Raw genomic sequence first — 22,111 nt, 5'->3', positions numbered from 1 at the left:
GAGTTCGCTCCGGCAAAGGAATGAAGGCATTTTGGACCGTTGAGCCCGCTCGAATTCGGCGCCGCCGACAGCGAAGATAGAGACGAGAGGACGCACCGCGCCGGAGCGCGCGTGATCGCCTCGCTGTTCGTCGCGTTTTTCGCCTATGTCGGACTGGCGCTCGGCGGCGGCATCAATCTTGCCGCGCGCGCCGATGCCGAAGCGCTGTCCTCGGGCAAGGACAGTCAGCCCCTCTACCTTTCCCTGCGCGATCCGGTACGCGGCATTGTCGTTGCCGACCGACTGGTGACGCCGAAGGCCACATGGCACGACATAGGGCCTGCAACGCTTGGCTCCCTCCCCACCTTTGGATATCCGGGAACCTCCTGGCTGGTGAGCCGACCGAACGATGCCGCACGGCTCGAATCCGTGGCGTTTCGCGCCTATCTCGCTCGCGCGCCTCCAGGCACGCTCCTCTAAGCGTTTGGCGCGTACGCGCCGCATTTCCGACAAGACCGCCAGCGGCCCGGCCGCAGGCATAAGTGTATTTCCAAGGACAATACCCATGCGCACTTCACCATGGCTGGTGGCACTTTATTCGGTGATCATCGTGCTCGGCCTTCTCGTGGCCCTGCCGAACGCACTTCCGCCGTCGGCCCTCAGCAAAATCCCATCCTGGCTGCCGCATAGCCAGGTATCTCTCGGCCTCGACCTTCGCGGCGGCTCCTATCTCGTCCTCGAAGTCGACGAAAAGGATCTGACGAACGGCCGGCTGCAGTCGCTGCAGCAGGACGCACGCCGCGTGCTGCGCGACAAGAACATCCAGACACGCTCGATCGTGCGCAACGGCGATCAGATCGTCGTAACGCTCAACGACGCAACGCAGAGCGGCGATGCCGTGACGCAGCTGCGCACGCTTGCCAACACGATCACATCGGGCCTGTCCGCAGGTCAGTCCGATCTCAATATCACGCCGAATGGCGCAACCATCGCGATGTCCTTCTCGCCGGCAGGCATTTCGGCCAATGTCGATTCCGCCGTTCAGCAGAGCCTGGAAGTCATCCGCAAGCGCGTCGACCAGGTTGGCGTTGCCGAACCGACCATCCAGCGTGTCGGCCCGAACCGCGTTCTCGTGCAGCTGCCAGGCGCGCAGGATCCGTCGCATCTGCGCGAACTGCTCGGCTCGACCGCGAAGATGTCCTTCCACCTGCTTGCCGACAATGCCGACCCGAACAATCCTCCCCCCGGCGTCACCATCATGAAGGACGAGCGGGGCAACAGCTATCCGGTCCTCGACCGTATCGAGCTGTCCGGCGACCGCCTGAAGGACGCCCGCGTCAGCTTCGACCCGAACACGCATGAGCCGCTCGTCACCTTCCGCTTCGACAGCGCCGGTGCCAACCGCTTTGCCGAAATCACCCGCGAAAACGTCGGCAAGCCTTTCGCGATCGTCCTCGACAATAAGGTGCTGAGCGCCCCGAATATCCGCGAGCCGATCACCGGCGGTTCGGGCCAGATCTCCGGCAATTTCACCGCAGACAGCGCCACCACGCTTGCCGCCCTGCTGCGCGCCGGCGCGCTGCCGGCCAAGCTCACCGTCATCGAAGAGCGTACCGTCGGCGCCGACCTCGGCAGCGACGCGATCCAGAAAGGCATCTACAGCGGCCTGGTCGGCTTCGTCCTGGTTGCCGCCTTCATCTTCGTGCTCTACGGCGCCTGGGGGATTCTCGCGAATGTCGCGCTGCTCATCCATACGATCCTGACCTTCTCGGCCCTGACGCTGGTCGGCGCCACGCTGACGCTGCCCGGCATCGCCGGCGTCGTCCTCGGTATCGGTCTTGCGGTCGATGCCAACGTTCTGATCAACGAGCGCATCCGCGAAGAAACCCGCAAGGGCCGCAGCGCCTTCGCCGCTATCGATAACGGCTTCAAGAAAGCTTATTCCACGATTATCGACGGCAACATGACGGCCCTGATCGCCGCCGCCATCCTGTTCTACTTCGGCTCCGGCCCGGTTCGCGGCTTTGCCGTAACCATGGGTCTCGGCCTCATCATCTCTATGTTCACCTCCGTCGCCTTCGTGCGCGTCGTGATGATCGCCATCACCCGTCGCCGCAAGCTGAAGGTGGTCAACATCAGGCCGCTGATCCCCTTCAGCCCCTATGACAAGCACATCCAGTTCATGAAGGCCCGCTTCTTCGGCGTCACCGTCTCGGCGATCCTGTCGATCGCCTCGGTGGTCCTGTTCATCCATCCGGGCCTCAATTACGGCGTCGATTTCCGAGGCGGCATCCAGATGTCGGTCAAAACCAAGGACGCCGCCGATTTGTCGACGTTCCGCGCCGGCCTGAACACGCTCGGCCTCGGCGAAATCGCGCTGCAGTCCTTCGGCGACAACAACAGCATCCTTGTTCGTGCCCAGCGCCAGGATGGCGGCGAAGAGGCGCAGACGGCGGCCGTGACCAAGCTCAAGGCCGAAATCGTTAAGATCGACCCGAGCGCGACCATCGAAGGCATCGACGTCATCGGTCCGAAGGTCTCGGGCGAGCTTGCCTGGGCCGGTATCCTCTCGGTCGTGATCGCCAGCCTGGCGATGCTGTTCTATATCTGGTACCGTTTCGAATGGCCGTTCGCGGTCGGCGCTATCGTCACGCTGGTGCTCGACGTTACCAAGGCGATCGGCTTCTTCGCGATCACCGGCCTCGATTTCAACCTGACGGCCATCGCCGCGATCCTGACGCTCGTCGGTTATTCGGTGAACGACAAGGTCGTGGTCTATGACCGCATGCGCGAGAACATGCGGCTCTACAAGTCGATGCCGCTGCGAGATATCATCGACAAGTCGATCAACGAGACCCTGGCGCGAAGCCTCTATACCAACGCCACCGCCTTCCTGGCGCTGGTGCCGATGGCGATCTGGGGCGGAAGCGCCGTCTCCAGCTTCGCGATCCCGATGGTGTTCGGCATCCTCGTGGCTGGCGCCTCGTCGGTCTTCATCGCAGCGCCGATCCTGCTCTTCCTCGGCGACTGGCGCCGCCGCCATGCCAAGGTCATCGCCAACGATGGCAAGCCCGCGGACGGCAAGTCCGGCAAGGACAAGCAGATTCCTGCGGCGGAATAAGCTGCAGGATCTATAGAAACGGGACATGCCCGCCCGCCGGGCATGTCCATCAGCCGGACGGGAGCGTCTCGCACCAAAATGCGCGGCGGTTTTGCTGAAATCGTTCCAAGGCGCAAGGAGCTGGTCTGAAGGACGGCGAAGCGCTTCAGGAAATGGACGGCATATGCAGCGGCAGCCCTGGACGCGGTGCCGTTATCTTCTCAACGACACCCTTTTCCTGCTCGCTGACGAGCAGGTGCTTGCCATCGACGGTGAAGGCGATATTTCCCGACCGCGCTCCATTCGTGCGGATATGGCCCGCCATCCTGCCCTCCGTATCGATCAGGCAGATTTCGCCCAGACCGTACATGGCGCAGTAGAGCACGCCGCTGCGATCAAACGCCAAGCCGGACGGTCCGCGCAGCACGTTTACGGCGGGCGACGTCATCGATTGCGCAAACGTCTCATGCCGTCCGCCGACTACCTGCCGGTAGATTTTTCCAGTGAGCGTTTCGCTGTAGTAAAGCAACCCGTCAGCATCGAAAGCAATGCCGCCGGCAAGCAGCAGACCCGCGGCCAGAACACGTATGACCCGGCCTTCCGCCGGATCGATCTGATAAACACGACCGTTATAGGCCGCCTTGAAGAAGTCGGGATGAACGTGGCCACCTTCCAGAAGATCGGCGAGGCGGATGCCGGAATCGGTCATGTAAAGCAGGCCGTCAGGCCCGAAGGCAAGAGCATTCGGATGGAGAAACGGACCGTCTGCGCCGCCCTCTATCACCTGAAGGACCCGTCCCTGCGGCGAGAGCCTGAGAATGGAACTCTCCGGCCCGCCGGCCACCCAGAAGCACCCATTCCCATCGACCGCAACCCCCGCCGGAGTGCCGCCGATCCGACAAACTTCCTCAGATGCGCCGCTTGAGTCGAAAAGCTTCAGGCAGCGGCGGCTGGCATCCATTTCGACAAGCGCGAGGCGCCCGTCCGGTAAAGCCACCAGTCCGCCAGGCAGACGCAGGCCGATGGCGATCGTTTCGTTCATGTTCGGAAACCTTCACTCTACGCACTGCGAACTCAAAATACCGCGCCAAAACGATAGATAAGTACGAAGAAAGTCCTTTTCGAGCTGCATCCGGCCAAATCCGGATAAGATTCTTGCGCGAAAGGTCACATCTCCGTGCGGGTCCGATGAAACTTGACAGGCTTCGGCGATTCGGAACATCCATAGAACGCACATATTTTTCCGCACCCGCGATTCGTCGTGCACCGCCAGGAAGCCCCGTCCATCCAGGAGAATTGATGACCGCCGCCTATCTGGAAAAACTAAACCCGGAGCAGCGGCTGGCGGTGGAGCATGGCACGACGGAGGGCAACAGCCATATAGCCGGGCCGCTGCTTGTCATCGCCGGGGCCGGCTCCGGCAAGACCAACACGCTTGCCCATCGTGTCGCACATCTGATCGTCAAAGGCGCAGATCCGCGCCGCATCCTGCTGATGACTTTCTCGCGCCGCGCCGCCGCCGAAATGGGCCGCCGCGTCGAGCGCATCTGCCGCGAGGTACTGGGAGCGAATGCCGGCATCACCCCCGACGCGCTTGCCTGGACGGGTACGTTCCACGGCATCGGTGCTCGCCTGCTGCGGGATTATGCAGAACAGATCGGCATCGACCCGGCCTTCACGATTCACGACCGCGAAGACAGTGCCGACCTGATGAACCTTGCGCGTCATGACCTCGGTTTTTCCAAGACCGAAAACCGCTTCCCGACCAAGGCGACCTGCCTTGCCATCTATTCGCGCTCCGTCAATGCCGAAGCGCCGCTCGACGGTGTGCTGCGCGACTTCTTTCCCTGGTGCGCCATGTGGGAGCAGCAGCTGCGCGATCTCTTCGCCTGTTATGTCGAGGCGAAGCAGGCGCAGAACGTGCTCGATTACGACGATCTGCTGCTCTATTGGGCGCATATGCTGCAGGAGCCGCTGATCGCCGGGGATATCGGCAGCCGGTTCGACCATGTGCTCGTCGACGAATATCAGGACACCAACCGGCTGCAGTCTTCCATACTGCTTGCTTTGAAGCCGGATGGCCGGGGATTGACCGTCGTCGGCGACGACGCGCAGTCGATCTATTCCTTCCGCGCCGCGACCGTACGCAACATTCTCGATTTCCCCAAGGCTTTCACGCCATCGGCCGATATCGTCACGCTCGATCGCAATTACCGCTCGACGCAGCCGATCCTGGCTGCCGCCAACGCCGTGATCGATCTTGCCTCCGAGCGCTTCACCAAGAACCTGCGCACCGAGCGGCGAAGCCCAGAGCGGCCGCGGCTGGTGACAGTGCGCGACGAGGCCGACCAGGCGCGCTACATCGCCGACCAGGTGCTGGAAAATCGCGAGGGCGGCGCGAGGCTCAAGCAGCAAGCGGTGCTCTTCCGCACCTCAAGCCATAGCGGCCCGCTGGAAGTGGAACTCACGCGCCGCAACATTCCTTTCGTCAAGTTCGGCGGGCTGAAATTCCTCGACAGCGCCCATGTCAAGGACATGCTGGCGGCGCTGCGCTTCGCCCAGAATCCGCGCGACCGTGTGGCGGGGTTCCGCCTGATGCAGCTCCTGCCCGGCGTCGGCCCTTCCACCGCGCAGCGCGTGCTCGACCAGATCGGCGAAGAGGCGAGCCCGATCACGGCCCTTGCCGAGCTTCCGCCGCCGCCGCGCACGGGAGACGACTGGGCCGCCTTTGTCGAGACGATGCGGGAGGTCAAAAGCGGCAAGGCCGGCTGGCCGGCTGAAATCGGCCTGGTTCGGCAATGGTACGAGCCGTATCTGGAGCGCGCGCATGAGGATGCCGCGACCCGCCAGGCAGATCTCGTCCAGCTCGAACAGATCGCCGCGGGCTACGGTTCGCGCGAGCGTTTCCTTACCGAACTGACGCTCGATCCGCCCGATGCGACCAGCGATCAGGCCGGCGTGCCGCTGCTCGACGAGGACTATCTGATCCTTTCGACAATCCATTCCGCCAAGGGTCAGGAGTGGACGAAAGTCTTCATCCTCAACGCCGTCGACGGCTGCATACCCGCCGATCTCGCCGTCGGATCATCCGCCGAGATCGAGGAGGAGCGTCGGCTGCTCTACGTCGCCATGACGCGAGCGAAGGACAATCTCGATCTCGTCATTCCGCAGCGCTTCTTCGTGCATGGCCAGCATGCGCAGGGCGACAAACATGTCTTCGCCTCGCGCACCCGCTTCATCCCGGCGACGTTGCTGCAGTTCTTCGAGGTTTGCGGCTGGCCGCAAGCGCGGGCCGAAAGCGCAGCCGCCATTCGGGCGCGAGAGGTGCGCGTCGATATGGGTGCGCGCATGCGGGGCATGTGGCGGTGAGTTGCAGCAATCGAGGTCGGCAGGTCAGGCATGCTCTTTGATGCCTCAGCTTCGCGCCTAGCCCTCACCCTAACCCTCTCCCCGCAAGCGGGGCGAGGGGGACGACCCCACAAAGCAGTAGGCCTTCCTTCTCTCAACCGGGAGCCGCTCGTGGCACAACTCCCCCCTCTCCCCGCGAGCGGAAGAGGGCCGGGTTGAGGGGCAAACCCACACCCGTCCAACTATCCAGCCACCCTCACTTCGCCTCGCGAAACATCTCGATGATTGCCGAAAAATCGCGGTCGCCGTTGCCGAGCTTTTCGAAGAGCGCATAGAGCTGCGCCGCTTCCGCGCCCAGAGGTGTCGATGCGCCGCTGGAGAGTGCCGCTTCCTGAGATAGCCGCAGATCCTTGAGCATCAGCGCCGCCGCAAAGCCGGGCTTGTAGTCATTATTGGCAGGCGAGGTCGGAACCGGGCCGGGCACGGGGCAATAGGTATTGATCGACCAGCACTGGCCGGAAGAGGTCGAGGCGACATCGAAGAGGGCCTGGTGAGAGAGGCCAAGCTTTTCGCCAAGCACGAAGGCTTCGCAGACGCCGATCATGGAGATGCCGAGGACCATGTTGTTGCAGATCTTCGCCGCCTGGCCGGCGCCGGCATCGCCGCAATGGACGATCTTCTTCCCCATGACCTCAAGCAGCGGCTTCGCGGCCGCGAAGCTCTCGGTCGAGCCGCCGGCCATGAAAGTCAGAGTACCGGCGGCGGCACCGCCCGTGCCGCCGGACACCGGCGCATCGAGCGAGAGGCAGCCGGCATCGCCTGCCATGGCATGCGCCTTGCGGGCACTGTCGACATCGATGGTGGAGCTGTCGATCACCAGGGTTCCCTTGGGTACCGAGCGCAGAACGTCGGTCCATACGGTCAGGACGTGCTGGCCCTTCGGCAGCATTGTCACGACCACTTCCGCATCGGCCAAAGCCTCGGTCAGCACATTGGCCGCCCTCACGCCCGATGCTTCGGCAGCCTTCAGCACATCATGCGAGAGATCGAAACCGGTAACGGCATGGCCCGCCTTGACGAGATTGGCGGCCATCGGGCCGCCCATGTTGCCAAGGCCGATGAATGCAATCCGTGTCATGATGTTTTCCTCCCATGATCGGTTGAAGCAACTCCGGGAAAGTGCAGATCGGCTTCCCGTTCCGAAATCGCTCAAAGTAGTGAGATAAACCGATTCAGAATCCCGTGACGCTCTGAACCGGTCTAGCTCGCGAAAAGCGGCGGCTGCGCCGGCACGAAGAAGCGGTCGAGATCGGCAACGGTCACTTCGGCAAGACTCGCCGGAGACCATTTCGGATTGCGGTCCTTGTCGATAACAGCGGCGCGCACGCCCTCGTAGAAATCGTGATTATACAATATGCCCCTGCAGGCGCCGAGTTCACGATTGAGGCATTCGGCAAGATTGGCGCTCGTACGCCCTGCCCTCAGCAGCCGCAAGGTCAGCTTCAGGCTGGTCGGCGAACGGCTGGCGATCACGCCAGCGGCTTCTTCGGCAAATTCTCCGGGCTCATCGGCCAATGCCGCCAGTATCCCTTCCACCGTGTCTGCTGAAAACGCCCGATCGATCATATCGCGGTTTGCCGCAAGCCGGCTTTCGCCAGCATCGGCTGCCATCGTCCTGATGAGAGCATGCACGTCTGCGGCGGAAGCAACGGTGGGCAGCGCTGCTACCGCATCCATGAGAGCCGGCAGCGCGGAGGACATCACATAGTGATCGGCGAAGCCTGCATGGATAACGTCGGCCGCCTCGACGGTCAGGCCGGTCAGCCCCATCCAGGTGCCGGCTTCGCCCGGTGCGCGCGGCAGCAGCCAGGTGGCGCCAACATCCGGGAAATAGCCGATGCCGGTTTCGGGCATGGCAAGACGCGTGCGCTCGGTGACGACGCGATGGCTGCCATGCGCCGAAAGACCGACGCCGCCGCCCATGGTGATGCCGTCCATCAGCACGACATAAGGCTTGGAGTAGCGCGAAATGGCATGATTGAGCCGGAATTCCTCGCGCCAGAAGGTTTCCGCTTCATCGCTGCCTTCCTTGCCGCTCCGGTGCAGCAGGCGGATATCGCCGCCGGCGCTGAACCCGCGCTCTCCCTCGCCCGTGACGATGACGCTCGCAACCGCGGGATCGACGGCGAAGTCCTTCAATGCAGAAGCAATGATGCGCACCATCGGCAATGTCAGGCTGTTCAGCGCCTTCGGACGGTTGAGCCTGACGATGCCGGCCGATCCGCGCCGCTCGATGATGACTTCGTCCGTGCTGTTCATGCAAATCTCCTGTCCTTGCAGCTATCAATCCTCAGAGATTCATCTGTTATCGGCAAGGATCATTTCAGCGGCCTTTTCGGCGATCATGATGGTTGGCGAATTGGTATTGCCCGATGTGATCGACGGCATGACGGAAGCGTCGGCGATGCGCAGCCCTGCGAGCGCCCGCAGCCGCAGCCGGGGATCGACGACGCTTTGCGCGTCGCCGCCCATGCGGCATGTGCCGACCGGATGGAAGATGGTCGTGCCGATATCGCCGGCGGCATGGTCCAGATCGGCATCCGTCTCGTAGGCCGGCCCCGGCTTGAACTCCTCCGGCCGGAACCGGGCGAAAGACGGCTGCGCCACGATCCGCCGCGTCAGGCGAATGGAGCGCACGGCGATCTCCCGGTCGCGAGCTGCGGAAAGATAGTTGGGGCTGATGGCCGGCTGCATGGCGAAATCGGGGCTGCGCACATGCACCGAGCCGCGGCTCTCAGGGCGGAGATTACAGACGCTGGCGGTGATCGCCGGAAAGGGATGAACGGGATCGCCGAACTTATCGAGCGAGACCGGCTGCACATGATACTGCAAATCCGGCGTTTCCTTGTCCGGACCGGAGCGGGTGAAGATGCCGAGCTGGCTCGGCGCCATCGCCATCGGCCCTGAGCGGCGAACCAGATATTCGAGGCCGATCGCCGCCTTGCCGATGAGGCTCGTCGCCTTCTCGTTCAATGTGGGAACGCCCGTCACCTTGTAGGCAAGGCGAAGCTGCAGGTGATCCTGCAGGTTTTCGCCGACGGACCTCACCTCTCGCACGACCTCGATGCCGGCCTTGCTGAGCACATCGCCCTGGCCGATGCCCGACAGTTCGAGAATATGCGGGGAGCCGATGGAACCGGCCGACAGAATGGTTTCTTTGTTTGCACGGGCGCGCTTCGCCACGCCGTTATGCTGGAATTCGACGCCTGTGACGGCATCGCCCTCGACGATCAGGCGGCGGACCTGAGCCTTGGTGTAGACGGTGAGATTGCCGCGCTTCATCGCCGGGCGCAGGAAGGCCTTCGTCGTATTCCAGCGGATGCCGGAGCGCTGGTTGACGTCGAAATAGCCTGAGCCTTCATTGTTGCCGCGATTGAAATCCGCCGTTTCGGGGATGCCGGCCTCCTTGGCCGCAGCCTGGAAGGCATCGAGCACGGCCCAGCGCACACGCGCCTTCTCGACCCGCCATTCGCTGCCAGTGCCGTGCATCTCGTCCTTGCCGCGATAGTGGTCCTCGGACTTGATGAAATAGGGCAGCACATCGTCCCAGCCCCAGCCGGCGCAGCCGAGCTGGCGCCAGAGATCGTAGTCGCGCGCCTGGCCGCGCATGTAGATCATGCCGTTGATGGAGGAGCAGCCGCCGAGCACCTTGCCGCGCGGATAGTTCAGCGAACGGCCATTCAGCCCCGCTTCCGGCGACGTGGTGAAACACCAGTCGGTGCGGGGGTTGTTGATGCAATAGAGATAGCCGACCGGGATGTGGATCCAATGGTAATTGTCATTGCCGCCGGCTTCCAGCAGCAGAACCCTGTTGTTGCGGTCGGCCGAAAGCCGGTTGGCGAGCACACATCCGGCGCTCCCGGCCCCGATGATAATGTAGTCGAAGCGATCCATTGGCATGCCCCCTCGCCCTAACCCTCTCCCCGGGGGGAGAGGGGACCATTTCGGCATTTGCCGCGGCTACTAGTCCGCCGATTTTCTGGAGCAACACCCCCTCTCCCCTCGGAGAAAGGGCTGGGATGAGGGGGTGTATAGCAAAAAAGCATAGGCTTGATCTTTACCGCCGATATTCGAAACCCAGTTTCCGTCCCAGCCGCGAGGCATAGAATTCGCCGACGATGCCGCGGCGGAAAAGCAGGACGCAAACCATGAAGACGATACCGGTGATGATGGTGACCGGGAATTCCGAAGTTGCGAGATAATTCTCCAGCGTCGCGACCAATCCCGCTCCGAAAATCGGACCGATCAGCGTGCCGATGCCACCGAGGAGCGTCATGAGGATGACCTCGCCGGACATCTGCCAGGCGACGTCGGTGAGCGTCGCAAACTGAAAGACCAGCGCCTTGACAGCGCCGGCAAGCCCCGCAAGCGCCGCCGACATGACGAAGGCGCCGAGCTTGTAATGCGCCACGGAATAGCCGAGCGAGATCGCCCGCTGCTCGTTCTCCCGGATCGATTTCAGGATCATGCCGAAAGGAGAATTGATGAAGCGCCAGGTGATCAGCACGCCGATCAGAAACACGGCGAGAACGAAGTAATACATGTTGAAGGAGTTATTGAGATCGAGAACTCCGAGAAGATAGCCGCGCGGCACCGATTGGATGCCGTCTTCCCCCTGGGTGAACTTCGCCTGCAGGCAGAAGAAATAGAACATGTAGGAGAGCGCCAGCGTGATCATGGCGAAATAGATGCCCTGCCGGCGGATGGCGACGAAACCCATGACCAGGCCGAGCAGCGAAGCACCGGCAACGCCGATCAGGATGCCGAGTTCGGGTGGAACACCCCATTCCTTCACCGTATAGGCCGTGAAATAGGCCGCACCGCCGAAGAAGGTGGCGTGACCGAAGGAGAGCAGACCGGCATAGCCGAGCAGCAGATTGAAGGCGCAGGCGAAAAGCGCGAAGCAGAGCACCTTCATGACGAAGATCGGGTAGATGAAGAACGGCGCCCATATCAGCCCGACGAGGCCAAGGATCAGCAACAGCTTCTGGATCGAGAGGGTCGGCTGTGTTTGCGGTTTCGATGTGATCAATCCAGCCATGTCACGCATCCCGACCGAAGAGGCCTGCCGGCCTTATTAGCAGCACGATCGCCATGATGACGAAGATGACGATGTTGGAGGCTTCCGGATAGAAGACCTTGGTCAGGCCTTCGGCAATCCCGAGCATATAGCCAGTGACGATCGCCCCCATGATCGAGCCCATGCCGCCGACGACGACAACGGCGAAGACAATGATGATCATGTTCGATCCCATCAGCGGCGAAACCTGATAGATCGGTGCGGCCAGCACGCCGGCAAAGGCGGCAAGCGCCACGCCGAAGCCATAGGTGAGCGTCAGAAGCACCGGCACGTTGACGCCGAACACCTGCACAAGTGTGGAATTCTCGGTCGCGGCGCGCAGATAGGCGCCGAGCTTGGTCTTCTCGATCAGCAGCCAGGTGCCGATGCAGACGATCAGCGAGGCGATGACCACCCAGCCGCGATAGACGGGCAGGAACATGAACCCGATATTTTTCGCGCCCGCCAACTCCGTCGGAACGGCATAGGGCTGGCCGGAAGATCCATAAAGATAGCGGAAGGCTCCCTCGATCGTCAGGGCCATGCCGAAGGTGAAGAGCAATCCATAAAGCGGATCGATCTTGTAGAGCTGGCGCAGGCAGAGCCGTTCGACCAGTGCCCCGAACAGGCCGACGATCAGCGGCGCCAGAAGGAGGGCCGGCCAATAGCCGATGCCGGCATAGGCCAGCAGCAGATAGGCGGTGAAGGCGCCGAGCATATAAAGCGCGCCATGGGCGAAATTGATCACCCGCAGCATGCCGAAGATGATCGCCAAACCGAGACTTAGCAACGCATAGAAGGAGCCGTTGATGAGCCCGATCAGCAATTGACCGAGAAGCGCCTGGGCGGGGATGCCGAATATCATCGTCATGGTTCAGACCCCCAGAACCTTGTGGAGCATATCCATGCGCTCTGTGAGTTCGCCGACCGGGAATTCCGAAACCATCTGGCCGTGATCCATCACATAGAAACGATCGGCGATGCGGCTGGCAAAACGGAAATTCTGCTCGACGAGCAGGATGGTCATACCGCGACCCTTCAGCTTCTGCAGGACTTCGCCGATGCGCTGGACGATGACGGGGGCCAGACCCTCGGTAGGCTCGTCGAGCAGCATCATGCGAACGCCAGTGCGCAGGATACGGGCCATGGCAAGCATCTGCTGCTCACCGCCAGAAAGCCTGGTGCCGACGCTGTTGCGCCGCTCATGCAGATTGGGAAAGAGCTCGAAGATCTCGTCGAGCGTCATGCCGCCCGATGCCACGACCGGCGGCAGCATCAGATTCTCATAGACGCTGAGCGTGGAGAAGATGCCGCGCTCCTCCGGCACGAAACCGATGCCCTGATGCGCCGTCTTGTGCAGCGGCACCTGCATCATGTCCTTGCCGGCGAAAGCGATCCTGCCTTTGCGGGCGCGGACGATGCCGACAATGGTGCGCAGCGTCGTCGTCTTGCCAACGCCGTTGCGGCCAAGGATCGTGACGGTTTCGCCTTCGCCCACGCGCATATCGACGCCATGCAGGATGTGGCTTTCGCCATACCAGGCATTGAGGCCCTGAACGTCCAGAAGCGGCGCCATGGTCAAACCTCCTCCGTGCCCATATAGGCTTCGCGGACACGCGGGTCGCGGCCGACCGTCGCATAATCGCCCTGAGCAAGGATCTCGCCGCGCTGCAGAACCGTGACATGATGGCAGATATCGGCAACGACCGAGAGATTGTGCTCCACCATGAGCACGGCCCTATCGCGCGCGACATCGCGGATGATGCCGGAGACGGTGTTCACATCCTCCAGCCCCATGCCGGCCATCGGCTCGTCGAGCAGCAGCACCTTCGGATCGAGCGCGAGCGTCGTTGCGATCTCCAGCACGCGCTTGCGGCCATAGGAAAGATCGGCGGCGATGGCATCCCGCTCCTTCGAAAGGCCGACAGAGGCGATGAGCTGTTCGGCGCGGGCGTTGAGACCGTCGAGAGCAGACAGCGGCCGCCAGAACTGGTGGGCGAGATTGTTTGGCCGCTGCAGAGCGACGCGGACATTGTCCAGCACCGTCAGATGCGGAAAGACGGCCGAAATCTGGAAGGAACGCACGAGGCCCATGCGCGCGACCTTGTCCGGCCTGGTCCTCGTGATATCGGTGCCGAGCAGCGTGATCGTGCCATGCGTCGGCTGCAGGAACTTGGTGAGCAGGTTGAACACCGTGGTCTTGCCGGCACCGTTCGGGCCGATCAGCGCGTGGACGCGGGCATAATGCACGTCGAGATCGACATTCTTGACGGCGGTGAATCCGCCGAAATCGCGACGCAGTCCCCGGGCGGACAAGACCACCCGGGGCTCTTCGTGCAGATGTGTCGCTGACATCGCCATGGGCCGGTCCGAGCCCTATTGCTTGACGAGATCGCAGCCGCTCTTGGCTGGGTCGATATAGGCTTCCTTGCCCGGGATCGTCGCCAGCACGTTGAAGTAATCCCACGGCTCCTTGCTCTCTTCTGGCTTCTTGACCTGAAGCAGATACATGTCGTGGATCATGCGGCCGTTTGCACCGACCGTGCCGCCGCGACCGAAGAAGTCATCGACCGGCATTTCATGCAGTTCTTTGGCGACGGCCTCGGTATCGTCCGTACCCGCCTTCTGCACCGCCTTCAGATATTGCATGACAGCGGAATAGGTGCCGGCATGGACCATGTTCGGCATCTTGCCGGTACGGGCAAAGAAGCGCTTGCCGAATTCACGGCTCTTGTCGTCGAGGTTCCAGTAGTAGCCTTCCGTCAGCGTCAGGCCTTGCGCCGCCTTCAACCCGAGGCCATGAACTTCGGCGAGCGTGAAGAGCAATGCCGCCAGATGCTGGCCGCCCTGGGTGATGCCGAATTCCGACGCCTGCTTGATAGCGTTTGATGTGTCGAGGCCGGCATTGGCAAGGCCGATGACCTTGGCGCCAGACGACTGCGCCTGCAGCAGGAAGGACGAGAAATCATTCGTCGACAGCGGATGGCGGACGGAGCCTAGGATCTTGCCGCCGCTGGCCTTGACGAAATCGCTGGTCTGCTGCTCGAGCGAATAGCCGAAAGCATAGTCCGCGGTCAGGAAGAACCAGGTATCGCCGCCCTGCTTGACGAGCGCGCCGCCGGTGCCGACGGCGAGGGCATGCGTGTCATAGGCCCAATGGAAGCCGTAGGGCGAACATTGCTTACCGGTGAGATCGGTCGTGGCGGCGCCGGTGACGATGTCGATCTTCTTCTTCTCCTTGGCAACAGCCTGCACGGCGAGCGCAACCGACGAGGTCGTCAGCTCCATGATGGCATCGACCTTGTCCTGGTCATACCACTGGCGGGCGATGTTCGAGGCGATATCAGGCTTGTTCTGGTGATCTGCATCGATGATCTCGATCGGCACGCCGAGAACCTTGCCACCGAAATCTTCGGCGGCCATTTTGGCGGCCTCGACCGACGACTTGCCGCCGAAGTCGGCATACACGCCGGACTGGTCGTTAAGGATGCCGATCTTTACGAAACCATTGGCCGCGCCGGCGGCGAAAGCCGCTGTGCTCGTTGCAAGCAGCAATGCAAGGGATGCAATGAGACTCTTTCGCATATCCTCTCCTCCCAGAGATTTGGCAAAAACGAATCTGTTCAAAATTGGCCAGCCGCTTTCCTCGAAACGACTTTTTCCGATCGGCAGGATCACGGAATTCGCGCGTTGACGCAAGTCGAGATTGTAACTAATTCCAAACAGTGTCTGTTCATTTTTGAACAGAGGAGAGAGGAATGAAGCGCACGCCGCATTTTACGTGGGATGATCTGCAGTTTTTCCTCGCCGTCGCGCGAACCGGACAGCTTTCGACCGCGGCGCGGCAATTGCGCACGAGCCACGCCACGGTCTCGCGCCGCATCGACCGGCTGGAGTTTTCCTTGAAGGTCAAGCTCTTCGAGCGCAATCCGCGCGGTTACATGCTGACCAGCATGGGCCAGCGTTTCGTCGATACGGCCGAGCACATGGAGCAGGAAACGGAACGTCTTCGCGCCGATCTTACGGCCGGATCGGCGGCACAACGGGGTGTTGTGCGCATCAGCGCGCCGGAGGGCTTTTCAAACTTCTTCTTCACCGGCGTCCTGCCGGAATTCGCCGCCAGACATCCGAATATTTCCCTGGAGCTGATCACCATCCAGCAGATCATGTCGCTCTCGCGCAAGGAAGCCGATATCGTCGTGGTGCTCGACCCACCGAAGGCCGGCCCCTACTTCACCGAGAAGCTCACCGACTATCATCTGCAGGTCTACGGATCGCGTGACTATCTCGCCCGCCATCCGCCGATCGAAAGCCGCGACCACCTGCCGGATTTTGCCTTCATCGGCTATATCGAGGACATGATCTTCGCGCCAGGCCTGGACTATCTCGACGACGTCCATCCGCGCATCAGACCGCAATTCCAGAGTTCCAGCATCTTTGCACAGCTGACAGCGACGAAGAACGGTCAGGGTCTTTGCGTGCTGCCGTTTTTCATCGCCGGCAAGCATTCGGATCTGCAGGTCGTTCTACCGCAAGAGGTGGATCTCAGGCGCCACTACTGGATCACCTGCCACCGCGACCTGCGCCAGTCGCCGCGCGTGCGCACCGTTATCGACTTCTTGGCAGAGGCCGTGCGCAAGAATGCGCCGGCCTTTCTGGGGCCATGGAGACGCCCGGAAAGCTGAGATTGCCGATCCCGTTACAGCATGCTTGGAGCAGCGTAGACCCGGTTAACGCCGGCAGCATCGAAGCCCGCACGTTCGGCAAGGCGAAGCTCCCAATCCAGCGCGGAGCGCACGATCATTTCCAGATCATTGTATTTCGGCGTCCATCCCAGTTCGCGACGGGCAAGCGTCGCATCGGCGACGATACTGGCCATATCGCCGGCGCGCCGCGGAGCAATGTGGATGCGGAAGGCACGACCATGGACGCGCATGACCATGTTGAGCACATCAAGCACGGAATAGCCCTGGCCATAGCCGCAATTGGCAACCAGTGAGCGGCCGCCATCGCGCAGATGCCGCAAGGCCGCAAGATGCGCGTCCACGAGATCGCTGACATGGATGTAGTCGCGAACGCCCGTGCCGTCATGCGTCGCGTAATCCGTGCCGTAAATGGTTACTTGGGGGCGGCGGCCAAGGGCCGCCTCGCAGGCGACCTTGATGAGATGAGTGGCGCCATCGGTCGACTGACCGGCCCGCCCCTTGGGATCGGCTCCGGCGACGTTGAAATAGCGCAGCGCGACATAGTGGAAATGATAGGCGGAGGCAGCATCGCGCAGCATCAGCTCAGACATCAGCTTGGACTGGCCGTAGGGCGATTCCGGCCGCAACGGCGCGTCTTCGCCGACCGGCCGGTCCGCAGGCTGCTGACCGTAGACGGCGGCTGTGGAGGAAAAGACGAAATGGCGGATGCCGGCCCTGACCGCGGCGCTCATTAAAATATGGGTCTTGCCGGTATTGTTCTCGTAGTAGGAAAGAGGATCCTCAATCGACACCGGGACGACGGCCGAGCCGGCGAAGTGGATGATGGCCTCTATGTCGTTTTCAGCGAAAATCGTCCGCAACAGCGCTTCATCGGCGATATCGCCGAGATAGAAGCGAGCCGCCGGTGGAACCGCCCAGCGAAATCCGGTCGACAGGCGATCGAGGACCACCACGTCCTCGCCCGAATCCAGCAACCTCCAGACCATGTGACTGCCGATATAACCGGCTCCGCCCGTCACCAACACCGTCATTCTTCGCGTCCCCGCCAAGTCTTATCGAGACCATATGAGGCCGCTTCTCCTGCGAAACTGATTAAAAGCGGACGGGTACGCGGGAAAGATTGCGGGGATGGTTAGGCTGGGCTTTCGCGGATCGATTGCATTTTATAGATCGATGGTATTGCGTAATACGGAGAGTGTGCCCCCTCTGTCACTTCGTGACATCTCCCCCACAAGGGGGGAGATTGGTAACCCGCAGCACCGACCCACCTCAAACCAATATCGTAGTTGCAGAGACTGAAGTGCATCGCATTGCCGCGAGCAGCTGCGAACTCCTAACGATCTCCCCCCTTGTGCGGGAGATGTCCCAAAAGGTACAGAGGGGGGTGACGAAGATGCGGCAACCGAAAAGATGCCTTTTGAGCGAGGCTCCATTCGGCCATGCATAGGAGGAAGACTACAACCCCAGAATATACCGGCTCAACCGCTCCGCAGCATCCGCAACCTGCACCGGATCGCGCAGGAAGCAAGCGCGCATGAACAGCTCTCCGCCCAGACCGAACGCCGTTCCGGGCGCCAGGCCGACACCGGTCTTGTCGACGATGTCGATGGCAGCCTTGCGGCTGTCGGTCACACCGTCGATCCTGAGGAACGAATAAAGCGCGCCATCCGGCTTCAGCGTCTGCACGCGATTGGTGGCGATCAGCGCATCGCAGAGAATGTCGCGCGAGCGTGTCGCCTTGGCGATGTTGGCGCGAACGAAGTCATCGCCTTCGTTCAGGGCGGCGACCGCACCGCGCTGCATGAATTGCGCGACGCCCGATGTCGAATATTGCACGAGGTTTTCGATTACCTGCCCGAGCTCTGCGGGGGCGACGATCCAGCCGACGCGCCAGCCGGTCATCGACCAGTTCTTCGAGAAGGAATTGACGAAGATGATCTTGTCGTCGGCTTCCTTCACATCCAGGAAGCTCGGCGCGCGGCCGCCGGCATAATAGTAGAGCGCATAGATTTCGTCGGCCATGATCCAGAGATCATGCTTGCGCGCCAGAGCCAGAATGTCCCGGAGATCCTGATGGGTTGCCGTCCAGCCTGTCGGGTTGGAGGGGGTATTGATGAAGAGACCCTTGGTCTTCGGCGTGATCGCCGCCTCCAGGCGCTCGAGATCGAGCGACCATTTGCCGTGTTCGAACTGCAGCGGCACGGGCACGGAGCGGGCACCTGCAATCTCCAGCGCGGCGGCGATATTTGGCCAGGCAGGCGACAGATAGACCATTTCGTCGCCGGGAGAGGTGATTGCCTGCACGGAGAGCTGGATCGCCTGCATGCCGGAGCCGACGACGTAGAAATTCTCCATCGGCAGCGACGTACCGAAGTGCCTGCCGTAGTAATCGGCCAGCGCCTGGCGCAGTTCCGGAATGCCGCGCTGCCAGGTATAAAATGTCTCGCCGGCATTGAGCGAGGCCATGGCGGCGCGATTGATGAAATCCGGCGTCGGCAGATCGCCCTCGCCGACCCAGAGCGGCAGCAGGCCTTCACGGCCGCGGGCATAATTGACCACTTCGACGATCCCGCTTTCGGGTGCTGCGAGCGCGCGCGGGCTGAGGCTATCCAGTATCGACATGCAAAGTCTCCAGTTTCCGCCTTCATAAAGCAGAGCGGCGAACAAATCCCATGACTTTGCCTTAGCGACTGATCGATTTTGGTGATGAATAAAGCCCCACTTACGGAACGGGGCTTTAAAAGAAATTGAAGAAGACGCGTCAGCGTTTGGCGAGAAGATCGCGGATTTCCGTCAGGAGCTGAACGTCAGCCGGCGGCGGTGCTGCCTCGGCAACCTTTTCTTCCTTGCGCTCGACCTGGGCGCGCAGCGCATTCACGCCCTTGACCATGAGAAAGATGATCCAGGCGAGGATGAGGAAATTGATGAGGACGGTGATGAAGTTGCCGTAGGCGAAAACCGCGCCCTGGGCGCGGGCGGCGGCGAGCGTCGGCGCATTGACCGCCGAGGAAAGACCGATGAAGTAGTTCGAGAAATCGAAGCCGCCGAAAATCGCACCGACGACCGGCATGATGATATCGTCAACCAATGATTTCACGATGCCGCCGAAAGCACCGCCGATGATCACGCCGACCGCAAGATCCATGACATTGCCACGGGCGATAAACGCCTTGAATTCATTAAGCATTGAGCAGTCCCCTTCGCGTTGCCGTTGAATTCATCCATGCTGATTAGCACCATCTTTTTCCTTATTTTTCAATAGGAAATCGACGGCGACCCTCGACCGAGCACGCATATCCCACGGCAATTTTGCAGTCACGACAATCTGAACATGCACATACTCGACCACTTGTTCGTCAGTTGCGAGCAACGAAGCCAAAACCCCAGAACTGCCCCGGAGACCCAAGTGAGTCGCCCAGCATTGCCGCCGGCGTGTCAGGTCTTGACTACGCTCTCCGGCATCACTTTCGCGATCAGCTTGCGGACATGGTCCGGGCCGGGCGCCCGGTCGAAGAGGATGCGGTAAATGATCGGCGAGATGACATGATCCATCAGCTCCTCTTCGGTCGGAAAGGGCTCGCCGCGTTTCTCCGCCCGCGCGATGAGGACGGCAAGCTGAGTGCGCGTGTAGGTGCAGCATTTTTCCGCATTCGTGCAGTCAGCCGCCGAGAGAACATCACGCAATAGCTGCCGGCCGACCCCGGAGGCCATTTCGTCGGCATATTGCTCGGCCCAGGCCTCCAGATCCTCGCGCGCGCTGCCGATCCTGGCGGGCTCGCCCTCCGGCTGCAGACGCGACGCCGCCACGTCGGCCAGAAGCTCCTGAAGGCCACCCCAGCGGCGGTAGATCGTCGATGGCGTCACTTTGGCGCGCTGCGCGATCAAGGGGATGGTGATGTCGGCGCGATCCATCGCGGCAAGCATGTCGCGGACGGATTGATGCACGGCCACCTGCACTCTGGCGCTGCGCCCGCCGGGACGAGGATTTTCTCTGTAGCCCATAAACCTTTGCCAATCTTTCCCTTTTGCTGATCGCGAACGACCACAGGTCGATTCACTAACGCAAATTATTTGCTTTTGTGCATCGGGCATCCTATATGCGCCTAACGCAATCTTTTAGCTTTAGGTAGGATATAGTCGATGGCTCCGCTCGATTCCACCGCCAGCACAGCAATTTCACCGGCCAGACGCCTGGCGCCGTTCTATTATGCTGCGACCAGCGCCCTATTCCTGGCCGCCTCCTCCGCACCCACGCCTCTCTACCGCCTTTACCAGCAAGCCTTCGCCTTCTCGCCGGTGCTGCTCACGGTGATCTTCGCCGTCTATGCCTTTTCCCTTCTCGCCGCGCTGCTCATCGTCGGCTCGATTTCCGACCATCTCGGCCGTCGCCCGGTGATCTTCGCTTCGATCCTCCTCAACATGGTGGCGATAGCGCTATTTTTGATGGCCAAGGGTCCGGATTGGCTGATTGCCGCCCGCATCGTGCAGGGTTTTGCAACGGGCACTGCGGTCAGTTCCACCGGGGCTGCGCTGGTCGATCTCGATCCGATCAGGGGATCGATCACCAACAGCCTTGCACCGCTGGCCGGTATGGCGGCCGGCGCGCTCGGCACGAGCCTGCTGATCCAATTCGCGCCGGCTCCAACCGTGCTCGTCTATGTCGTGACACTCGCCCTGCTGATGCTGCAAGCCGCGCTGCTCTGGCTGGTGCCGGAAACAACGCGCCGGCGGGCCGGCCTACTCGCGTCGCTGAAGCCGGAAGTCGCCGTTCCCCAGCAGGCACGCCGGACGCTGCTGGCGCTGACGCCGATCAATATCGCTGTCTGGGCGCTCGCCGGCTTCTATTTATCGCTGGTGCCTTCGCTGGTCAGCGCGACGACCGGCAGCACGGCGCCGCTGGTCGGCGGCTCCGTGGTCGCAGCCTTGACGATCAGCGGCGCAGCAGCGGTGTTCCTACTGCGCAAGAGATCGGCGGTCACGATCATGGGGTTCGGCATACCGACCATGACGCTCGGCATATTGACCGTCATCGCCGGTATGCATGCGGCTGAGGTGCCGATCCTTGCCGCGGGAACGCTGATTGCCGGCGCGGGCTTCGGAGCTGCCTTCCTCGGCACGGTTCGAAGCATCATGCCGCTGGCAAAGCCCGACGAACGCGCCGGGCTGCTCTCCGCCTTCTACATCCAGAGCTATCTCGCCTTCAGCGTGCCCGCCATACTGGCCGGCTTCCTGTCGAAGGCGCTCGGCTTTGCTGAGGCCGCCGACATCTACGCGGCGGCGATCCTTCTGCTCGTCGGCTGGGGCGTCGTTGCCTTGCGATCCAGTCGGGAAAAGCCCCTGAGCATTGCGTAAGTAAAATCTTACGGTTTGAGCCTAAGCTCGGCAAAACCACTACCGTCCATGGCAAACGGCACCGACGTATGTTGGTGGACGATTTTCCAGATGCCGGCCTCTTTTCTGAGGCCGAGCGTCTGGCGAAACCAGAGATCGACTTCGATGCCGTCAGTCTTCCTGCCGGTCATATGCACAAGCCCGGTCCAAAAGGCGACATCGCCTCCGACGGTGAGCCTGACATCGACGGCATCGCCCCCGATCGGCCCCTCCCAGGTCGAAAACCAGCTCTCCAAACCTTTCTCGCCCTTACCCTTGTGCATCAATGGTGCAGCCAGGGTGAAGCTGATGATATCGTCGCTCAGGTGCCTGACGGCGCCCGCCGCATCCTTGTTGCCAAGAGCGGAAGCCCAGCTTGCGATCACTGAGTTGATGGCCGCTGCCTCGTCACGATTGCCGATGATCTCGATCATGTCACTTTCCTCGGTTTGATGAACTCAAGCAGAGGACGAATGAAATGGGCCGCTC

The 22,111-nt window shown here is 61.7% G+C and carries 19 protein-coding genes; 5 read left to right on the top strand and 14 right to left on the bottom strand.

The window, feature by feature from the left end; translation table 11 throughout:
- Positions 1-39 precede the first annotated feature (39 nt).
- Both Q4Q11_RS10435 and secD read left to right on the top strand, forming a co-directional pair.
- Positions 40-459, top strand: a complete 420-nt coding sequence (locus tag Q4Q11_RS10435; RefSeq protein WP_113213899.1) for a hypothetical protein — start codon at positions 40-42, stop codon at positions 457-459.
- Positions 460-544: 85 nt separating this feature from the next.
- The gene (gene secD / locus Q4Q11_RS10430) at positions 545-3,100 is read left to right on the top strand and encodes a protein translocase subunit SecD (RefSeq protein WP_498569439.1); all 2,556 of its coding nucleotides are present in this window, start codon (positions 545-547) and stop codon (positions 3,098-3,100) included.
- A 145-nt stretch (positions 3,101-3,245) separates the two neighbouring features.
- Here secD and Q4Q11_RS10425 read toward each other — a convergent pair whose 3' ends face one another.
- A complete protein-coding gene (locus Q4Q11_RS10425; RefSeq protein ID WP_112506600.1) occupies positions 3,246-4,121 on the bottom strand; it encodes an SMP-30/gluconolactonase/LRE family protein in 876 nt (291 codons plus the stop codon).
- Between the two features lie 257 nt (positions 4,122-4,378).
- On the opposite strand from Q4Q11_RS10425, the gene Q4Q11_RS10420 reads away from it, so the two are divergent.
- A complete protein-coding gene (locus tag Q4Q11_RS10420) occupies positions 4,379-6,448 on the top strand; it encodes an ATP-dependent helicase (protein ID WP_113213901.1) in 2,070 nt (689 codons plus the stop codon).
- A gap of 235 nt (positions 6,449-6,683) precedes the next feature.
- Here the strand turns inward: Q4Q11_RS10420 and mmsB are convergent, their stop codons facing one another.
- The 8 genes from mmsB to Q4Q11_RS10380 all read right to left on the bottom strand — a co-directional run bounded on the left by mmsB (position 6,684) and on the right by Q4Q11_RS10380 (position 15,131).
- Positions 6,684-7,565 (bottom strand): 3-hydroxyisobutyrate dehydrogenase, encoded by an 882-nt coding sequence (mmsB, locus tag Q4Q11_RS10415; RefSeq protein ID WP_113222978.1) that lies wholly within the window; start codon positions 7,563-7,565, stop codon positions 6,684-6,686.
- A 122-nt stretch (positions 7,566-7,687) separates the two neighbouring features.
- On the bottom strand, positions 7,688-8,746 hold the full coding sequence (locus Q4Q11_RS10410; RefSeq protein WP_112506591.1) for an enoyl-CoA hydratase/isomerase family protein: 1,059 nt from the start codon (positions 8,744-8,746) through the stop codon (positions 7,688-7,690).
- A gap of 39 nt (positions 8,747-8,785) precedes the next feature.
- Positions 8,786-10,381: a GMC family oxidoreductase gene (locus tag Q4Q11_RS10405; RefSeq protein ID WP_498569438.1), complete on the bottom strand. Its 1,596-nt coding sequence runs from the start codon at positions 10,379-10,381 to the stop codon at positions 8,786-8,788.
- Positions 10,382-10,544: 163 nt separating this feature from the next.
- Positions 10,545-11,528, bottom strand: a complete 984-nt coding sequence (locus tag Q4Q11_RS10400; protein WP_498569437.1) for a branched-chain amino acid ABC transporter permease — start codon at positions 11,526-11,528, stop codon at positions 10,545-10,547.
- A gap of 1 nt (position 11,529) precedes the next feature.
- Positions 11,530-12,417 (bottom strand): branched-chain amino acid ABC transporter permease, encoded by an 888-nt coding sequence (locus Q4Q11_RS10395; protein WP_498569436.1) that lies wholly within the window; start codon positions 12,415-12,417, stop codon positions 11,530-11,532.
- A gap of 3 nt (positions 12,418-12,420) precedes the next feature.
- Positions 12,421-13,122 (bottom strand): ABC transporter ATP-binding protein, encoded by a 702-nt coding sequence (locus Q4Q11_RS10390; RefSeq protein WP_112506580.1) that lies wholly within the window; start codon positions 13,120-13,122, stop codon positions 12,421-12,423.
- Positions 13,123-13,124: 2 nt separating this feature from the next.
- Entirely contained in the window at positions 13,125-13,907 is a 783-nt protein-coding gene (locus Q4Q11_RS10385; protein WP_498569435.1) for an ABC transporter ATP-binding protein, read from the bottom strand.
- Between the two features lie 15 nt (positions 13,908-13,922).
- Positions 13,923-15,131 (bottom strand): ABC transporter substrate-binding protein, encoded by a 1,209-nt coding sequence (locus Q4Q11_RS10380; protein ID WP_112506575.1) that lies wholly within the window; start codon positions 15,129-15,131, stop codon positions 13,923-13,925.
- 173 nt (positions 15,132-15,304) lie between these two features.
- On the opposite strand from Q4Q11_RS10380, the gene Q4Q11_RS10375 reads away from it, so the two are divergent.
- Positions 15,305-16,231 carry a LysR family transcriptional regulator gene (locus tag Q4Q11_RS10375; protein WP_498569434.1) on the top strand — a complete coding sequence of 309 codons (927 nt, stop codon included), beginning with the start codon at positions 15,305-15,307 and terminating at the stop codon, positions 16,229-16,231.
- Between the two features lie 14 nt (positions 16,232-16,245).
- On the opposite strand, the gene galE is transcribed toward Q4Q11_RS10375, so the two are convergent.
- The 4 genes from galE to Q4Q11_RS10355 all read right to left on the bottom strand — a co-directional run bounded on the left by galE (position 16,246) and on the right by Q4Q11_RS10355 (position 20,254).
- On the bottom strand, positions 16,246-17,283 hold the full coding sequence (galE, locus tag Q4Q11_RS10370; protein ID WP_498569433.1) for a UDP-glucose 4-epimerase GalE: 1,038 nt from the start codon (positions 17,281-17,283) through the stop codon (positions 16,246-16,248).
- 424 nt (positions 17,284-17,707) lie between these two features.
- A complete protein-coding gene (locus Q4Q11_RS10365; protein ID WP_113337030.1) occupies positions 17,708-18,874 on the bottom strand; it encodes a pyridoxal phosphate-dependent aminotransferase in 1,167 nt (388 codons plus the stop codon).
- A gap of 139 nt (positions 18,875-19,013) precedes the next feature.
- Entirely contained in the window at positions 19,014-19,439 is a 426-nt protein-coding gene (gene mscL, locus Q4Q11_RS10360) for a large conductance mechanosensitive channel protein MscL (RefSeq protein WP_112506565.1), read from the bottom strand.
- A 248-nt stretch (positions 19,440-19,687) separates the two neighbouring features.
- Entirely contained in the window at positions 19,688-20,254 is a 567-nt protein-coding gene (locus Q4Q11_RS10355; protein WP_112506562.1) for a TetR/AcrR family transcriptional regulator, read from the bottom strand.
- Positions 20,255-20,392: 138 nt separating this feature from the next.
- Between Q4Q11_RS10355 and Q4Q11_RS10350 the strand changes: the two genes are divergently transcribed.
- On the top strand, positions 20,393-21,604 hold the full coding sequence (locus Q4Q11_RS10350; RefSeq protein ID WP_498569432.1) for an MFS transporter: 1,212 nt from the start codon (positions 20,393-20,395) through the stop codon (positions 21,602-21,604).
- A gap of 8 nt (positions 21,605-21,612) precedes the next feature.
- Here Q4Q11_RS10350 and Q4Q11_RS10345 read toward each other — a convergent pair whose 3' ends face one another.
- Positions 21,613-22,056 (bottom strand): YybH family protein, encoded by a 444-nt coding sequence (locus Q4Q11_RS10345; protein WP_498569431.1) that lies wholly within the window; start codon positions 22,054-22,056, stop codon positions 21,613-21,615.
- Positions 22,057-22,111: the final 55 nt, after the last annotated feature.

This window comes from Rhizobium sp. UFLA01-1127, from assembly GCF_059803845.1.
This window is presented reverse-complemented; position numbering and strand designations above follow the sequence as displayed.

Coding starts and splice junctions, on each gene's coding strand:
- secD (WP_498569439.1), top strand. CDS start 545: ATGCGCACTTCACCATGGCTGGTGGCACTTTATTCGGTGATCATCGTG.
- Q4Q11_RS10425 (WP_112506600.1), bottom strand. CDS start 4,121: ATGAACGAAACGATCGCCATCGGCCTGCGTCTGCCTGGCGGACTGGTG.
- Q4Q11_RS10420 (WP_113213901.1), top strand. CDS start 4,379: ATGACCGCCGCCTATCTGGAAAAACTAAACCCGGAGCAGCGGCTGGCG.
- mmsB (WP_113222978.1), bottom strand. CDS start 7,565: ATGACACGGATTGCATTCATCGGCCTTGGCAACATGGGCGGCCCGATG.
- Q4Q11_RS10410 (WP_112506591.1), bottom strand. CDS start 8,746: ATGAACAGCACGGACGAAGTCATCATCGAGCGGCGCGGATCGGCCGGC.
- Q4Q11_RS10405 (WP_498569438.1), bottom strand. CDS start 10,381: ATGGATCGCTTCGACTACATTATCATCGGGGCCGGGAGCGCCGGATGT.
- Q4Q11_RS10400 (WP_498569437.1), bottom strand. CDS start 11,528: ATGGCTGGATTGATCACATCGAAACCGCAAACACAGCCGACCCTCTCG.
- Q4Q11_RS10395 (WP_498569436.1), bottom strand. CDS start 12,417: ATGACGATGATATTCGGCATCCCCGCCCAGGCGCTTCTCGGTCAATTG.
- Q4Q11_RS10390 (WP_112506580.1), bottom strand. CDS start 13,122: ATGGCGCCGCTTCTGGACGTTCAGGGCCTCAATGCCTGGTATGGCGAA.
- Q4Q11_RS10385 (WP_498569435.1), bottom strand. CDS start 13,907: ATGGCGATGTCAGCGACACATCTGCACGAAGAGCCCCGGGTGGTCTTG.
- Q4Q11_RS10380 (WP_112506575.1), bottom strand. CDS start 15,131: ATGCGAAAGAGTCTCATTGCATCCCTTGCATTGCTGCTTGCAACGAGC.
- Q4Q11_RS10375 (WP_498569434.1), top strand. CDS start 15,305: ATGAAGCGCACGCCGCATTTTACGTGGGATGATCTGCAGTTTTTCCTC.
- galE (WP_498569433.1), bottom strand. CDS start 17,283: ATGACGGTGTTGGTGACGGGCGGAGCCGGTTATATCGGCAGTCACATG.
- Q4Q11_RS10365 (WP_113337030.1), bottom strand. CDS start 18,874: ATGTCGATACTGGATAGCCTCAGCCCGCGCGCGCTCGCAGCACCCGAA.
- mscL (WP_112506565.1), bottom strand. CDS start 19,439: ATGCTTAATGAATTCAAGGCGTTTATCGCCCGTGGCAATGTCATGGAT.
- Q4Q11_RS10355 (WP_112506562.1), bottom strand. CDS start 20,254: ATGGGCTACAGAGAAAATCCTCGTCCCGGCGGGCGCAGCGCCAGAGTG.
- Q4Q11_RS10350 (WP_498569432.1), top strand. CDS start 20,393: ATGGCTCCGCTCGATTCCACCGCCAGCACAGCAATTTCACCGGCCAGA.
- Q4Q11_RS10345 (WP_498569431.1), bottom strand. CDS start 22,056: ATGATCGAGATCATCGGCAATCGTGACGAGGCAGCGGCCATCAACTCA.